This is a genomic window from Nocardioides sp. Root190 (assembly GCF_001428565.1).
Lineage (GTDB): Bacteria > Actinomycetota > Actinomycetes > Propionibacteriales > Nocardioidaceae > Nocardioides.
Genome location: NZ_LMIA01000011.1, coordinates 250419 through 264401, shown reverse-complemented (window position 1 = coordinate 264401; position 13983 = coordinate 250419). Strand labels below are relative to the sequence as shown.

The 13983-nt window shown below is 64.4% G+C and carries 15 protein-coding genes; 9 read left to right on the top strand and 6 right to left on the bottom strand.

Features of this window, described 5'->3' with window-relative positions; all coding sequences use genetic code 11:
• Positions 1–504 precede the first annotated feature (504 nt).
• A complete protein-coding gene (locus ASE01_RS24530) occupies positions 505–1218 on the bottom strand; it encodes a hypothetical protein (protein WP_157537526.1) in 714 nt (237 codons plus the stop codon).
• Between the two features lie 143 nt (positions 1219–1361).
• On the opposite strand from ASE01_RS24530, the gene ASE01_RS18360 reads away from it, so the two are divergent.
• The gene (locus ASE01_RS18360; RefSeq protein ID WP_157537524.1) at positions 1362–1619 is read left to right on the top strand and encodes a hypothetical protein; all 258 of its coding nucleotides are present in this window, start codon (positions 1362–1364) and stop codon (positions 1617–1619) included.
• Between the two features lie 84 nt (positions 1620–1703).
• On the opposite strand, the gene ASE01_RS18355 is transcribed toward ASE01_RS18360, so the two are convergent.
• Positions 1704–2027: an Imm51 family immunity protein gene (locus ASE01_RS18355; RefSeq protein ID WP_200958904.1), complete on the bottom strand. Its 324-nt coding sequence runs from the start codon at positions 2025–2027 to the stop codon at positions 1704–1706.
• A gap of 497 nt (positions 2028–2524) precedes the next feature.
• Positions 2525–3676: a hypothetical protein gene (locus ASE01_RS18350; RefSeq protein ID WP_157537522.1), complete on the bottom strand. Its 1152-nt coding sequence runs from the start codon at positions 3674–3676 to the stop codon at positions 2525–2527.
• A gap of 938 nt (positions 3677–4614) precedes the next feature.
• Between ASE01_RS18350 and ASE01_RS18345 the strand changes: the two genes are divergently transcribed.
• The 3 genes from ASE01_RS18345 to ASE01_RS18330 all read left to right on the top strand — a co-directional run bounded on the left by ASE01_RS18345 (position 4615) and on the right by ASE01_RS18330 (position 7397).
• The gene (locus tag ASE01_RS18345) at positions 4615–6015 is read left to right on the top strand and encodes an IS1380 family transposase (protein WP_056755696.1); all 1401 of its coding nucleotides are present in this window, start codon (positions 4615–4617) and stop codon (positions 6013–6015) included.
• 280 nt (positions 6016–6295) lie between these two features.
• A complete protein-coding gene (locus ASE01_RS18340) occupies positions 6296–6616 on the top strand; it encodes a hypothetical protein (RefSeq protein ID WP_157537520.1) in 321 nt (106 codons plus the stop codon).
• A 421-nt stretch (positions 6617–7037) separates the two neighbouring features.
• Positions 7038–7397, top strand: coding sequence for a hypothetical protein (locus tag ASE01_RS18330; RefSeq protein WP_056755687.1), 360 nt, complete (start codon positions 7038–7040; stop codon positions 7395–7397).
• 734 nt (positions 7398–8131) lie between these two features.
• Here ASE01_RS18330 and ASE01_RS18325 read toward each other — a convergent pair.
• On the bottom strand, positions 8132–8398 hold the full coding sequence (locus ASE01_RS18325) for a hypothetical protein (RefSeq protein ID WP_056755684.1): 267 nt from the start codon (positions 8396–8398) through the stop codon (positions 8132–8134).
• A gap of 471 nt (positions 8399–8869) precedes the next feature.
• Between ASE01_RS18325 and ASE01_RS24525 the strand changes: the two genes are divergently transcribed.
• Positions 8870–9247 (top strand): hypothetical protein, encoded by a 378-nt coding sequence (locus tag ASE01_RS24525; RefSeq protein ID WP_157537519.1) that lies wholly within the window; start codon positions 8870–8872, stop codon positions 9245–9247.
• Positions 9248–9654: 407 nt separating this feature from the next.
• The gene (locus ASE01_RS18315) at positions 9655–9993 is read left to right on the top strand and encodes a hypothetical protein (protein WP_157537517.1); all 339 of its coding nucleotides are present in this window, start codon (positions 9655–9657) and stop codon (positions 9991–9993) included.
• A 114-nt stretch (positions 9994–10107) separates the two neighbouring features.
• Here the strand turns inward: ASE01_RS18315 and ASE01_RS24520 are convergent, their stop codons facing one another.
• The gene (locus ASE01_RS24520; RefSeq protein ID WP_157537515.1) at positions 10108–10455 is read right to left on the bottom strand and encodes a hypothetical protein; all 348 of its coding nucleotides are present in this window, start codon (positions 10453–10455) and stop codon (positions 10108–10110) included.
• Positions 10456–10553: 98 nt separating this feature from the next.
• On the opposite strand from ASE01_RS24520, the gene ASE01_RS18310 reads away from it, so the two are divergent.
• Both ASE01_RS18310 and ASE01_RS24515 read left to right on the top strand, forming a co-directional pair.
• Positions 10554–10901, top strand: coding sequence for a CPCC family cysteine-rich protein (locus ASE01_RS18310; RefSeq protein WP_056755677.1), 348 nt, complete (start codon positions 10554–10556; stop codon positions 10899–10901).
• Between the two features lie 65 nt (positions 10902–10966).
• On the top strand, positions 10967–11401 hold the full coding sequence (locus tag ASE01_RS24515; protein ID WP_157537513.1) for a hypothetical protein: 435 nt from the start codon (positions 10967–10969) through the stop codon (positions 11399–11401).
• Between the two features lie 1685 nt (positions 11402–13086).
• On the opposite strand, the gene ASE01_RS18305 is transcribed toward ASE01_RS24515, so the two are convergent.
• Positions 13087–13449: a DUF6188 family protein gene (locus ASE01_RS18305; RefSeq protein WP_056755674.1), complete on the bottom strand. Its 363-nt coding sequence runs from the start codon at positions 13447–13449 to the stop codon at positions 13087–13089.
• Between the two features lie 69 nt (positions 13450–13518).
• Here ASE01_RS18305 and ASE01_RS18300 point away from each other — a divergent pair, with 69 nt between their 5' ends.
• Complete coding sequence (locus ASE01_RS18300; RefSeq protein ID WP_056755671.1) at positions 13519–13809, top strand: hypothetical protein; 291 nt, start codon at positions 13519–13521, stop codon at positions 13807–13809.
• The last annotated feature ends 174 nt before the right edge of the window (positions 13810–13983 follow it).

Below are 13983 nucleotides of genomic sequence, written 5' to 3'. Positions count from 1 at the left end.
GGCGTCCCGCACCGACAGCGGCATGGTCGGGCGTCCCGCACCGACAGCGGCATGGTCGGGCGTCCCGCACCGACAGCGGCATGGTCGGGCGTCCCGCACCGACAGCGGCAGATGCCTTCAGTACGGATCTACGACCCATAACCCTTACGGAACGCGGGGACAGTACGAGCGAGCGCCACGGCCCACCGAACGAGGAACGGCAACCAGAAAAACCCGATCAAGACGAGAAGTGCCAGCCACTTCCAAGGACTGCCCACGATCAAGAGAACTGCGACCGCCGCCAGGAGCGACATTCCAAGCCACCACGGGCCGTCAAGAATCGGAGAACGGCTTCCGGCCTGAGCGTCGTAAACCTCGCGCGCAAGACGCTTCATTCGCGAGGCGGGCTGGCGCGCTGATTCGGACTCCACACCGCAGATCGTACGTGGGCCGTGCTCAGGGCCAGCATGACCGCGGCGCGGCATGGTCGGGCGCTCCACCCCGACAGCGGCAAGTCAGCGCGATTCAAGCGAAGGCTTCACCGATGTTGAATTGGGCGCCGCAGGCAGGGCATTGCGATGAGCCGAAGTAGAAGCGAAGGCTCTGGGCCACCGCTGTCCGTCCGTGGATGGTGGCGAGGTTCCAAAGCCGTGCCTCAGGTGTCCCGGCAGCCGGTTCAATGGCCACGACGTCTCGATTTCCATCGTCCGCGCTCCAGGTCGCAACCTTGGGTGGAACCTCATCCAACTGAAGGAGCAACTCGTCCGCGCACTGGTTGCAGGTGAGGGGCGCTTCGCCATCTGCGAGGTAATTGAGCGTCTGCTGCCAAACGCCCAAGTCCTCGAAAGCCGCCAGCGCTTCAAGTGCGTAGATGAACTCGGTGTCGCTCTCCGCCAGCGGCAAAGCGGCCTCCGCGATGTTCCGCAGTTGGGAGATCTCGGTGACGAAGGAGGCGCGCACCTCGTTCGGGTCTCCTGGGCCGTCTGTGGAAGCGAGGATCGAGCCTGCCAACTGGAGTCCTGGCATGTAGCCACGAACCGGGAGCCGCGAACACATGTCAGCTAGAAGCGGGACCGCCGCGTAGCTCGCGCTGTACACCGTTCCTTGGTGACGCAGGTGACTCCATGCGTCGTCCCAGGCGGGCCCGAACTCGACGCCAGATTCCTCCGCAGCAGCAAGCAGCGCCGGAACGCGCTCAGCCGAGCCATACGCGTCGCGAAGTTCCTCCCATTTGGCCATGCGCCGATGGAATCACGAAGCGCCCGACTCTCGGCAGAACCGCGCCATCCGCGGCGTGGTCGGACGCCTGCACGTGCAGCCACGTATTCCTCTAGGCGCCGTTCAGGATTCCGGTGGCGTCCCGGCCGTGGCACGCTGTCGACATGTTCTTCTGGTTCGAGACACCCGAGTCTGGAGCGGGATGGGTCTTGTGGAGTGCTCTGCTGGCGGTACAACTCTGGGCCGTCATCATCGTCATCCGCGATGTGCGTGGCAGCAAGCTCAACGCGTGGCACATCGCAGCGCTGGCGTTTCTTGTCATCGCGGGACCAGGCGGCACGTTGATGTTCCTTCTGGCCCACGGGCTCCTTGAACGCCGTGACAGACGCAAAGCCCAAGCAGCCGCCGCCGCGTCACTCTGACGCAAACCGGCTCACCCGGATGGTCGGGCGTCCCGCAATGAGCGCGAGCTGGCGGCCGATCTCGGAGAGATTCGACGACGCTGCTCAGTCGTCGAACGCGAACCCTGAGTCCTCGGCTTCGCGTATCACAGTCGCGACCTTCTCTCCGTCCCCCAAGTAAGGTTCGATCAAGCTCTGCAAAGCATCGAGGGCCGGGCGCTCGCCGTTAGCGGCGAACATGCCGCCTTCGGAATCTAGTTCCAGCTGTTCCGCAATCTCTGGAGCCAGGTACTGAACCATGCCCTCCCAGAAGTATCCGTTCGGCTCATGACCGGTCTCGACGATTGCCTCGTCTGCTGGGAGGTCACCGCAGTAGAACGTCAGGCTGAACGCTCCGTCGATCTCATGGATCGTGATCTGACTCGACACGATCTGGATCCTCGCAGGGCTCTCCGCGATTGTGTTCGGTTCGCCAGAATCACTGCACGCTGACGTGACACGTTGAATCGCCCCGGGTCTCGTGGAGCCTCCATCAGAACCGCGGCGATTCAGATTGTCCCGACTCCACTTCGACTGACCTGGCCGATCAAGTTCACACCGACAGCGGCATGGTCGGGCGCTCCGCCCCGACAGCGGCAGATGGGGCGGATGGCGCTACTCGCGTGGCCGTTTCCGGATCTCTAGAATCTCCCTGAACGCACGTACGGGATGTTTCGCTGGCCACCAAGGGTCTTGAATCGCGCGCACCATCCGCGTCATCACCTCGGGCGGAAACACCGCCCTGTCGCTTCCCAGAGCCTCTGAGAGTCGTGACTCCGCTTCGTCCGGTGGCAGGCTTCGGATCTCTTGGCGAACCGACTCGATCCCAGCACGACTACGGCCGGCAAGCGCGGCGCCGTATTCGTCGGCCGACGAGGTGGCGTGGGTCAGCTCGAGTTCCACCACCTGGGACCTTCGGGTGCGGGCTTGGAAAGTCCGGCGTGAAAGCGCAGTTGAGCCTTGGTCTCGGGCGACAGGCCTGCGCTTGCTAGAAGTTCCTCGATAGCAGCCTTCTCGCTGGGCAGCGGGCGCTGGTAGACCGTTGCCGCCCTGTACTGCAACCACTTCAGCAAGTCGCTTTCTGCGAGACCGCTGAGACCAGGGTCGGAATCTTGCATGGCTTCAAGGTCGCCCCGAACGCGGCTCCACGACCCAAGGCCCCGTCGCACGAGCCAAGCCGCTCGCCGCACGTTGGGCAGCTCGGAGGAGGCTGCCTCGTTCAAGTCCGAGTATCGAACCGACCCGTCCTTGGACAGTTCGGCAGCGACGTACTTGACGACCGCCGGCGCCTCGTCATCGAGGAGGTTGAAAAGAACCGTTTTCGATGGTCCTGGCTTCGGCCACAGCTGCAGGCCAGCCATCCGCACGCGCGCCTCACTGCTCTTGGACTTGGCCAAGGCTTCGTCGATGCCGAGTCGCTGACCTGTCTCGCTGAGACCGCTGAGGACCTGCGCAGCTTCTGCGTCCGGCGGATCCCCTTCCCAGCGGAGGCGGTAATACGAGGCGGGATCGTGGCCAGCCTGTCGATACCGCCACTGAGCGGCCTCGCGGACCCGGGGCGAGCGGTCAAGAAGGCGGCGCTCGAGATCTGCTTGGTTCATGACGGCGGCCGGAAGGTCGAAAAGTGCGATCAGTCTGCCTTCGACATAGCGGCCGTGGAGCAGGACATCCTTGGCACGCCCCGGGTCGAGCTTCACCAAGTGTTGCGAGAGCAGCCGACGAGACCACTGATCGGTTTCTCCCTCCACAGCGAACACAAGGTCTTCCCCCTCAAGCTGGCCTCGCGCCAGTACCTCGCCATAGGCGTAGCGACGCACGCGAATGTCAGTGGTCTCCAAAAGCCCCAACGCAAACGCCGGCCCTTCCAGCGACTCGAGCCGCGCGAGGAACTGGCTCAGAGCCGATCCACCGTGTGCTCGCCCTGAGACCCTCAGCAGCAACCCCACTACATCCCGGGCGTCGGTGACGGAGGCGCGGGCAAGAAGTGCCTGACGCGCCGGGGTACGAACCTCTGAAACGTGATCGGTCGTCCGCAGCATCAAAGCGCGTGTAGCCAGTGGAGCCGAACGGCCCGCCAAGGCTCGGACCGCTCGCTCGCGTAGATAGCCGTCGCGATGGAATGAAGCCACCGTCGCGACGACGAGGTAGTCCTCGACCCTCGTTCCCACAGTCCACCCCTGCCCAAGTCCAAGGTGAGGTGGCCGGGACCAGGAGACAGTTCGAGCAATGTCGTCCAGTCGAATGAGGTCCGATGGCTCAAGAGCAAGCAACCACGTTTCGGCATCGGTGAGGTCATCGAGCGTGCCACTCAGACACTGAGCTGCAAGTCGCGTCGAAGCTGCGTGCAACTCCGGCTCGGACATCATTGGTCGATCCTGACCGATACCCCGCGCGGACGCGAACGGATTCACACGTTCGACCGCAGTCGCTCGCCGCTGGCTCATCGGAGCAACCCTGCGCTTTGCGACAGTTCGGATGGACCCCTCGGCGTTGTCAGGTAGGCAAGGATTAGAGAGTTCCTACCGACCTTGAGCGACCTTCCGACTCATATGAACTGGCTGAGGTCGCGATCCTGACAGCCGTACGAGAAGGCCGAGCTCACGATGAACTTGGGGCAGCGGCCAGCCCGTCGCGGTGAAGGCTGCTCTGAGCGACTCATCCCCAGGAACAGTCGACCTGGTGGGGGCTGCAGAAATGCACCGGCACCCTGCTGAGGAACCCGACTCAACTCTTGCTGTCTGGGTCGCGCAGGTCTCGTGACCTACTGCTCGACCCCCTTCTGCATGAGCGCGCGCTTGCGGTGGACACGAGCGTGGCTTCCGCTAGTGGCGAGTGGGATCTGATCCTGGCGCTTAGCCTCGATCCACCGATGAGGTCGGTCGGGTGAGCGCGTCGTGAAGTGAGAATGCCCTTACGTACTGGGAAAATCGGACTTCTTCAGGGACCGATTCCACCAAGTACGAAGGGCATCTCGTAGATGCAACTGTGCCACACGTCGGCTGCGACCTCGGCGGTGTTCGACGATCCGAACCTCGTGTCGTCAGCCGGGCTGGTCCCGGTCCTCACCCTGGCCCGGTCTGCTGGCCTCCAAGAGCTGGTCCAGCAGCACCTCACGGTGCCGACCGACAAGGGCGCGAACGCCGGGCTGAAGGTCACCTCGCTGGTCGCGGGAATGGTCGCCGGCGCCGACTCCATCGACGACATGGCGCTGCTACGCCACGGCGGGATGAGCCGGGTGTTCGCCAACGCCTACGCGCCCTCGACACTGGGTTCGTTCCTGCGGACCTTCACCTTCGGCCACGTCCGCCAACTCGACGCCGTCGCCACCCGGTTCCTGACCCGGCTGGCCGATTGTGCACCGCTGCTCGAGGCATCCGCGGACACTGGTGAGCGGGTGATGGTCGACATCGACGACACCATCATCGAGGTCCATGGCTACGCCAAGCAGGGCTCTGCCTACGGCTACTCCGGGGTCCGTGGGCTCAACGCACTGCTGGCCACCGTCACCACCAGTCGCTCTGCGCCAGTGATCGTGGCCCAGCGGCTTCGGAAGGGATCGTGCGGCTCACCGCGCGGCGCCAAGCGGCTGATCGCCGACGCGCTGAAGACCACCACGTCGATGTCTGCGGCCAGGCCGTTGGTGCGCACCGACTCCGCGTTCTACGGTGCCGAGGCACTCAACGCCGCCCTGCGTGCCGGTGCCGATGTCTCGGTCACCGTCCGGATGGATCCCAAGGTCAAGGCCGCCATCGCGATGATCGCCGATGACGCGTGGACCCCGATCGAGTACACCGACGCTCTCTTTGACGAGCAGACCAACATCTGGGTCTCACGTGCCGAGGTCGCCGAGGTCCCCTTCATCGCGTTCACCTCGAAGAAGAAGTCCGAGCAGGTCACCGGGCGGCTCGTGGTCCGTCGGATTCCCGACCTCAACCCGCCCAAGAACGATGGGCAGGCCACGTTGTTCGACACCTGGCGCTTCCACGCCTTCTTCACCACCACCGAACCCCGCGAGTACGACACCGTGACCGCGGACAAGATTCACCGCGGCCACGCGATCATCGAACAAGTCCACGCCGACCTCAAGGCCTCCGCGCTCGCGCACCTGCCCTCGGGCAAGTTCACCGCGAACGCAGCTTGGCTCGTGCTCGCGGTCATGGCGTTCAACCTCACCCGAGCCGCCGCGACCATCACCGGCCCCGCACTGGCCAAAGCCACCACCGCCACGATCCGCCGCAAACTGATCGCCGTCCCGGCCCGAATCGCCTCCTCGGCACGCCGCGTGATGCTGCACCTCCCGGCCGCGTGGCCCTGGGAAACCGCCTGGAGCGACCTGTTCAACCAGACCTGCGGACCACCGCCAGCACCGACGACCTGACCACCCCGCCGACACGGCACGACGAACAACCCGGAACAACCTGGCAGCGAGGCCAGACAAACAACCACGCCCCGACACCCCAAGACCCGTCGTCAGCGACGGCGACCAGTCAGTCCCTGCTCATCGGTGGATCGAGGCTTAGAGTTGGTGTCTGTCCTAGATCGGGGTTGACGTGAGTCGCAGTCCGGTGATCGCGCTCTGCGCTGCCATGCTCGTACTGGCAGCGTGCAGTCCTGAGGAAGCGGGGGGAATCGCCCTCTCGGTGAGCGAGGGAGACGTCGTGGCGCACGTCGTGATCTGCGACGGAGAGCTCGACGGCGTGCTGGTCCAGACGGTCGAGGAAGATGTCCTCGACACATCGTTTGAAGTGCCCGCCAAGCGTGACCTGGACGCGCGACTCGCGTCGGTCAGCAGCATGACGGACCTGCTTGAGCCGGGGGAGGTCTACGAAGTTTTTGGCTATTCCGGCGACAACGCATGGAATGCCTATGGCCCAGAATTCACCCTCGAGGAGCTGACGGGGCTGAAGGCGGGGGAACTGCTAGTTGAGGGCGGCGTGATCACAAAGCCCCTGGACTCCTGGCGTGATGAGACCTGCTGATGACGGCGGCCAGTCTTAACTGTCACGCCGGGCGTCCCGCCACGACAGCGGCATGACCGGTCGCGCCTAGTGCTACTGCGATCGCCTCTGCTGGAGCCTTCGGGCCATCCGCGCGACCTGCTTCTCAGCGTCGTCCGAGGAGTCCATCAACTCGACGACCGCCAGGCACAGGAGTCGCTTCAGCACCGCACGGGGAAGATCATCGACCGTCTCAGCAAGAGAGTCCTCTCCACCGGCAAGTTCCGTGTGGCAGAGCATTGCCAGTTGCTCATCGACTTCGCGCGCTGCTATGGGGCCCAACCTAGAGCCGACATCGGCATGGTCCGGACGCCCCGCACTCGAGATGAGTGCGGTCGCCGGGTCTTATCTCGGCGGCACGAAAGGCATCGCGCGCCGGAGATTGTGCTGCGAGGATCGGGTCATGAGCGACTTCGACGAGCGCACCGTCATCGCTGTTGGCGGCTGGGATGGCCGCCTCGCGGTGGTGCGCGCCGTTCGGACGCTGGGCGACCGCGCGGCGGCAGTGGTTGACGCTAACGGCGACGGCGCGGATATCAACCTCGAGCATTTCCGGCGCGAAGCCGGGGTGTGGCAGTTGTGCTCCAGCGGAGGTGGGGCGGGCGACTGGGGTCGGGGCTGGTACGACGGGGTGTGGGCCGAGCACGACCGCGATGAGAATGGCTGGTGGCTGACGTTGGAGCCCGGCCCCGCCCCCGACGATTCGCCTGGCGACCTCCCCGGAGGAAACGGCGATTGGTGGGCCTACGTGCCCGGGAACTGAGTCGATCGGGAGTGACCCGTCTTGATGCCTCATCGGCAAGCGTGCGTGCTGCCCTAACAGCGGCATGGTCGGCGTTTCCTAGACCGAGGTGGACAATGACTCGGTGAGCGAATGCCCCGGATGCCGATTCAGGCTGGTCGAACAGAATCCATCGGAGTGTCCTGACTGCGGTCTCAGCTTCGAGGGCGGTCCAGACCTCGCTTTCACAAAGGAGCTGCGCCGGCTGACCGACCGCTGGCGCACCCCTCCCGAGGACTTGATGTTCGACCCACCGGAACACGGTCACCCGCTAATAGCCTGGATGGATATCTGCGCCGCGGATGGCTCAGGGTCGGTGCTCACAGTCGGCGTTCACTTCGATGGTGGATCGATACGCGGCGACAAGCTGCACAATCAGCTGTTTCACCTCCCAGCCACCCCAACTGACCTAGCGATCCATCAACAGGGACCGCCCGATCTCTTGGCGGGAATCGCTGCATCCTGGTTGTCGAAGATTGCCGACCGCCCCTTAGTTCGCTACGAATGGGACACGAACGAGCGCGTGGAGTACCGGGTTGTTCTAGCCGCAACTGGTGCGGGCCTCAGCGAGACGCGCGACTGTCCACCTCCGGGTACGCGGCCCGACCGGATCTCGCCTGTTCCTGTGCGCTACTAGGACCGGTCAGTCGCAGTCCCATGCTCAGCGGCACACCCATCGCGAGTCCGCACCGACAGCGGAATGTGAGTGCGTTGGGTCAGAGTACTTTCCTGAGGCGGCGGGCGTGATGCCTCAATGGCTGGGGTCGAGCACGTTGCTCCTCCAGGGTCAGCAGAGCATCGTCTAAACCTTCTCCGGGCGCGCCTTGGTCCAGCCACTTCAGGGCACGCTCGGCCCAGTAATCCGACGATTCCACGGCGTAGCGGATCAACTCACGCGGGTCGTAGGCCAGGACGACGTCGGGGTCGTATGGCGACTCCAGGTCGACAAGGTGCGGGAGCAGCGGATGCTCGGGTGACGACACGGCACAGAGTGTTCCACGCGCACGCACATCGGCAGGTCCCCACGAATCGAATCGCAGCATGATCCCCGTCTGCGAGCGCACGGGTCACGGTGTGCGCGGACGTCTGGGAAGATGTGCACATGGTCGAGCACCTTCGTCTGGTCAAGTACAGGCGTCCCATTGCTCTTGCCTTGAGCATTTCAGCGACCGTGTGCGCCGTCCTTGCCCTCGCGGACTCCCTCGAGTGGACAGATATCCCAGGCGGAGAGTTCTTCATGCTCGCAACGACTCTGCTCCTGACTGCCACATGGCTGTTCCGCGACGTCTCAAGCCGGTGGCGAACACCAAAGATCACCAAGACGAAACGCTGACAACGACACTCCCGCTCATCGGCATGGTCGGGGATCCCCCGGTGCAAAGGCGTCCGCACCTCTTCACACCTGAGCTGCGGAACCGCGCCCCTGCGGTCCGGCGATGCTGCATGCTGGCGCGATGGATGAGGTTCTGACCGATGCGATAGCACCGGTGCTGCGTGACCTCGAGAGTGCCGGCATCGAATCGCCGCAGATCAAGGCAGGGAGCTGGGTCGACGAGCCAGATATCGCATCGGCGACGCTCCTGAGTCCCGACGGCGGTCGGACCGGTGTGAGCTTCTCGCGACTGCTTTCGACGGTCGAGCGCGTCGCCTCGACTGCTGACCAAGTCCAGGCTTGGGTGATCGAGGAGCAGTGGACCGGAGGGTCGACGAACTGGCCGCCCTGTCCGCGTCATCCTCGAAATCACCCGATGACGGTTTCGATTCAGGGTGCGGTAGCTGCGTGGACTTGCCCAAAGGACAACGTCGTGGTCGCACCAGTCGGTGAGCTCTGATGCGTCTGATCCGCTTCGCAAGACTCTGAAGCGGTCGCTTCTACAGCGGCATGGTCGGGAAGGTTCGCTGGGATGCGGGTGGTTCGTCGATGCACCACGCTGTGCGTATGGAACTTCGGGAGTACGTCGGATTCATTTGGATTGATGAGGAGCCCGGCCGCCGGCTCCGGGTGCTGGCTTCTTCGCTTGAGGACGCCAGAGCACAAGTAGTTGCCGAGTTCGGAGAGGGTGTCATCTCTTTGCACAACGAGGATGACGCTGCACGACCGCGGTAGTTCGGGATGGGAACCCGCTCACCAAGGGCGGGCGTCCCGCCCCGACAGCGGCATGTCGGGCGCTCCGCCCCGACAGCGGCATGAGCGGACGGGTCACGTCACTGCATGGCCGCCGGTGACTACGCTCGGGACATGCCATCCAATGCGCCTGAGTGGGAGCGGTACGAGCGCGACCGCAACTGGCTGTGGGGCGCCGTTCACGAGCTTCCCGCGGGCGTCTTGTGGGGAGCCACCGGAGCCACTGCGGCGGAGTGCGCCGAGATGATGGCGGGCCTGGAAGAGTTCGCGAGCGTATGCGAGCGCTTAGGCCTATCGGAGGATCACACTGCATTCATCGAAGGCTGCCGATGGCACTTCGAGCACTACCCGCACTACCTCGGCCGGCGCCGGCACTTCGTCGACTATGCGACCTACGTCCAGGACCGCAAGGGCTCGCTGACTGTGCAGCTCCCCACCGCGCCTCGACGTTGAACCTTGCGCATTAATGGTCCGCCAGCACGGAACGCGGCAGAGTCGGGCGAGCGTAGCCGGTCTCAGAGCGGCATGTGGGTGCGGGATCACCAACCGAGCGAGTCCGTTGCAGAGTCACAGCGCCTTAGCGCGCAGATACGGCGCGACTTCCCAGTCTGCGGAGGTCCAGTAGCGAATTCGGTCCGGGGCTCGCGATGCGACGATCGCAAGAAGCCCATCTAGAACACCAAGATCGTAGGCCGAGTCTGATCGTCTGGCGTCACACGCGGACTCGAGAACCAGGTCGATGTACTCCTCGACGATCCATCGGGGCCATGCGCCGCTGTAGTGCTGGTGAAAGAAGGCGACGAAGTCCGGTAGTCGCTCTTCATCTGCTTGGCAGATTCCCCAGTCTTGGCTGTCCCAAGGCGGCAGGCTTAGAGCCTGTTCGAGATGCTCACGTGACGTCTCTGGGCCGAACATGCCTGGATCCTACGAGCGGGCAGCGGCTGGTCGGGCGTTCCGCCCCGACAGCCTGAGCCCGCAGGCATGAGCGGGCGTCTTCGAACTAGGGTCGGACCATGGCAGTCGAGCGCGGTCCGCACGACGATCCCTCGTTGTCCGACGACGAGCTGGTCACACAGCGAACAAAGTGGTTCCAGTCGTACATCGCACAGCAGAACGTATTCGCTGGCCAGCCCGGCGGCCCGTACTCGTGTCCGTGCTGCGGCCACTTGACCTTGGACGAGCGCGGCGGATACGAGATCTGCGAAGAGTGCGGCTGGGAGGACGACGGTCAAGACGATCACGATGCCCACGTTGTGAGGGGCGGCCCCAACGGACCGACCAACCTGGCTGACGCCCGCGTCGCTTACGTCGAGGCGGGCGGCACGCGCTTACAGCACCGGCCCCCGGCCGATCCGATCTGATTCGCAAACGGTGACCGCTGTGCTCTGACAGCGGCATGACGCGGGGTCATGTCAGTATGCGGCGCGTGGACATAGACCCGGAGTCCTTCGTCGGTCGCACCCTGACGGGCATGAGCAGTTCGTGGCACGAGTTCGAGGGGAGCCGTTCACCGGAGCCTGTCCATCTCTGGCTGTTCGTTGACGGGCTCGGGTCGCTGCGGTTTCACACACGGGACGGCTTGGTCATCACACGAGACGGCCCGCACGTGGCCTACGACATGGGCGAGCATGGGCGAGTTGTAGTGGAGCCCTCTGGCCCGCAGGCACTACTGGAACGTGTAGGTGAGCGCATCCGGTCGGTCGCACGACTCCACGCGTCACCACCGGGAATGACGGCGGGAGTGCTGCTTGAGTTCTCTGGCGGCTCGGTAGGCATCGCAGACGTAGGCGACGAACTCGTTGTCGCATCCTGGCCCGACGAGACGTGGTCGTCGCGGGACGTATCTGTACTGGGAGACTGATCCCCGACCCGCACGCTCATCGGCCCGAGCGCGCACGGACAGCGGCGACTTGTTTCATTGACCTCAGGTCCGGGTCTGGCGATCAGGGCCTGGGGACCTCCCGGCGATGACGCGGACGCGGGCTGAGAAGCCAACCTGACGCCATCACCATCAGACCAAGTAGAGCGACGATCATGCTCAACGCTCTCGCAGGAACACTGAGGTCAGTTGCCCAGATCGCGAAACTGAATCCCACCGAAGCAACGGACGATCCGTAGACCAAGCCGCCGAGGATCGGCCGACCATGCCAGGTGCCGAGGGCACGAAGGTACGAGTCTCGGACGATTGGCGTCCAACGGCGGGCTGACGGGTTCATGACGCTCTCGAATGTAGCTGGTCGCGAGACGAGCAGCCGCAGATCCGGGCGGAAAGTAGCCACCCTCAACGCGGCATGGTCGGGCGCTTGCGTTCCGACAGCGGCAGATCCGAGCGGATTCGAGAGGACGTCAGCGGCCGTAGTGCCGCGCCCGATGCACTGCAAGGACAGCGGCAACGATGGAGCGAATCGACTCCGCGTCGCCGGCCCAAGGCTCATCTGGACTCGGTCCGGGATTGAAAGTGACTCCGAGCCCAACCTCAGCAGGCATCTCGACAATCGTCGCGTGCCAGGTCAGCTCAGTGCCATCGGGCTCTCGAAGAGTTACGGCGTAGGCCTCGGACGCTTCAACCGCCTTCACACTCTCAAGCTTCGGGTGCGTCATTCCGCTCGGCATAGAAGCAGGATAGAACGGAGCTCCCGATCCGCGGTGCGGGCGGGAGCACGTCAGGTTGGTTTGCAGGCCTGGCGTTCGGCCAGTCGACGACGACGCCTCTGGATCTGCCCCACGAACTTGCGGCGCTGGTCAGGGACATCGTTTACATCTTCGAGTTTCTCGACCAACCTGTGTCTGTCGCTGTGCTCTTGCGCAGCCCAAGCGGGGCTCGGCTCGTCGATGGGCTCATCGAGACTCGCGATGGCATCGCGTCGCTCCTGTGCACGAGTCCTCCGACTCGCAAACGGCAGAGCCGAACTAGCGCGTGACGACTTCGGCAGCATTCGAGCATCATCGCACCGTCGCGGCTTGACGGCCTGAGCCCGCAGGCAGGACCGGGTGACATGACCTGGCGGCTCGTGCCTGAAGACCCCGCATGCCGGGCTTGTTCGTGGGCCCAGATACGGCGCCATGCCTGACACCACAGTGGACCATGTTCCGCTTGGACCTGTCAGCACCCAGCGCCCGCCTTGAACCCGGCAGGCTCTGTCACCCGGTGCCGGGGGATGCGACCAGCTACGTTCAGGGGATGGTTGACGGCCGCGAAGATCCGAGTTGGTGGCGGTTCGCTGTCGCGCTCGTCGCCATTGCGGCGGGTCTGACTTTCATCTTCAGATCTGATTTGGAGACATGGCAGCGCATCGCGTGGGCGGTTGAGGCGTCGATCGCATTGCCCTTCCTAGCGACGGCAGTTCGGCGTCAATGGCGCCTCGCCCGGCAACCCCCCGATGGGCTCCGGATTCCTCGTTGGCGGCGAGGCGGCGCGCGCAGGCGAGTCGACTAGCGACAACTTTAGGGCCGCGTGATGGTCGCCCATTCGCCTGCCCAGATCTCGCGGCATGAATCCGATGCTCGGCCACCTGCAGCGGCGTAGCTATGCACTCGCGTCGGGGGTCAAACGACCAGTAGGCGGTCCCCGATGCTGACCTGATAGCTCTCGTAGCGCGCCGAGGAGTCGAGGACCTCGATGACTGAACCGTCATCGAACTCGAGTCGAATGGTGCCGTCTGTAGGGACTGACGCGAAGACGACCGCGTGGCCGAGAAGCGGAAGCAAGGCGGCAGCGCCATCGACTGCTTCGTTGAACGTGGTGGCATCGCGGCCTGAGGGGGTGACGATGTAGTCGCCTTCGATCGAGACCGAGCAGGGCGTGTCGCCTGAGAAGGCCAGTTGAACCTGGTGCCGACCGAAGCCGAGGAAGGTCAGCTTGCAACCGTTCAGGGGGCTCAGGTCGGTCTCAGGACTCAGTCCGTACATGCGGTCATGTTGTCAGGCCGTGCGCCCGACTCTCGGCATGGTCGGGCCGGATCTGCGAGCATCTTTCACATGAGCGACGCGCCAGAGTTCGTCTGGGTCTTCCACGGCGATGGAGCACGGCACGCGAGCGGTGTCTTTGTCGGGAAGGGTGAGGCTCTCGCGTGGATTGAGCAGCACGGCTTGACGGGTCTGCTCACGAAGTATCCGGTTGGCGTTGGTGCCTATGACGACGCCGTCGCGCTCGGGCGATTCAAGCCGAGCCGCGACCACCATGGGACACCGCAGCACGTCGCCGCCTTCTCACCGGGCCACACCGAGCATGTACACGTGGCCAACGGCCACGTCGACGACGGACGTTGACCTCCGGGGCTGTTCCGCCCGGCCTTCGGCATGTCCGTGGGCGTTGGGTGCGGATTGAAACTGCGTCGTTGAGTGCCGAGATCTGCACCCTGGTCGGCTGGGGACCAATCGGGCTGCTGACGGACCCGCTACGTCGCGCCGGAGCCATGGCGACCTGAGGGGTCTAAGGAGCTG

Coding starts and splice junctions, on each gene's coding strand:
- ASE01_RS24530 (WP_157537526.1), bottom strand. CDS start 1,218: ATGGCCAAATGGGAGGAACTTCGCGACGCGTATGGCTCGGCTGAGCGC.
- ASE01_RS18360 (WP_157537524.1), top strand. CDS start 1,362: ATGTTCTTCTGGTTCGAGACACCCGAGTCTGGAGCGGGATGGGTCTTG.
- ASE01_RS18350 (WP_157537522.1), bottom strand. CDS start 3,676: ATGCTGCGGACGACCGATCACGTTTCAGAGGTTCGTACCCCGGCGCGT.
- ASE01_RS18345 (WP_056755696.1), top strand. CDS start 4,615: ATGCAACTGTGCCACACGTCGGCTGCGACCTCGGCGGTGTTCGACGAT.
- ASE01_RS18330 (WP_056755687.1), top strand. CDS start 7,038: ATGAGCGACTTCGACGAGCGCACCGTCATCGCTGTTGGCGGCTGGGAT.
- ASE01_RS24525 (WP_157537519.1), top strand. CDS start 8,870: ATGGATGAGGTTCTGACCGATGCGATAGCACCGGTGCTGCGTGACCTC.
- ASE01_RS18315 (WP_157537517.1), top strand. CDS start 9,655: ATGCCATCCAATGCGCCTGAGTGGGAGCGGTACGAGCGCGACCGCAAC.
- ASE01_RS24520 (WP_157537515.1), bottom strand. CDS start 10,455: ATGTTCGGCCCAGAGACGTCACGTGAGCATCTCGAACAGGCTCTAAGC.
- ASE01_RS18310 (WP_056755677.1), top strand. CDS start 10,554: ATGGCAGTCGAGCGCGGTCCGCACGACGATCCCTCGTTGTCCGACGAC.
- ASE01_RS18305 (WP_056755674.1), bottom strand. CDS start 13,449: ATGTACGGACTGAGTCCTGAGACCGACCTGAGCCCCCTGAACGGTTGC.
- ASE01_RS18300 (WP_056755671.1), top strand. CDS start 13,519: ATGAGCGACGCGCCAGAGTTCGTCTGGGTCTTCCACGGCGATGGAGCA.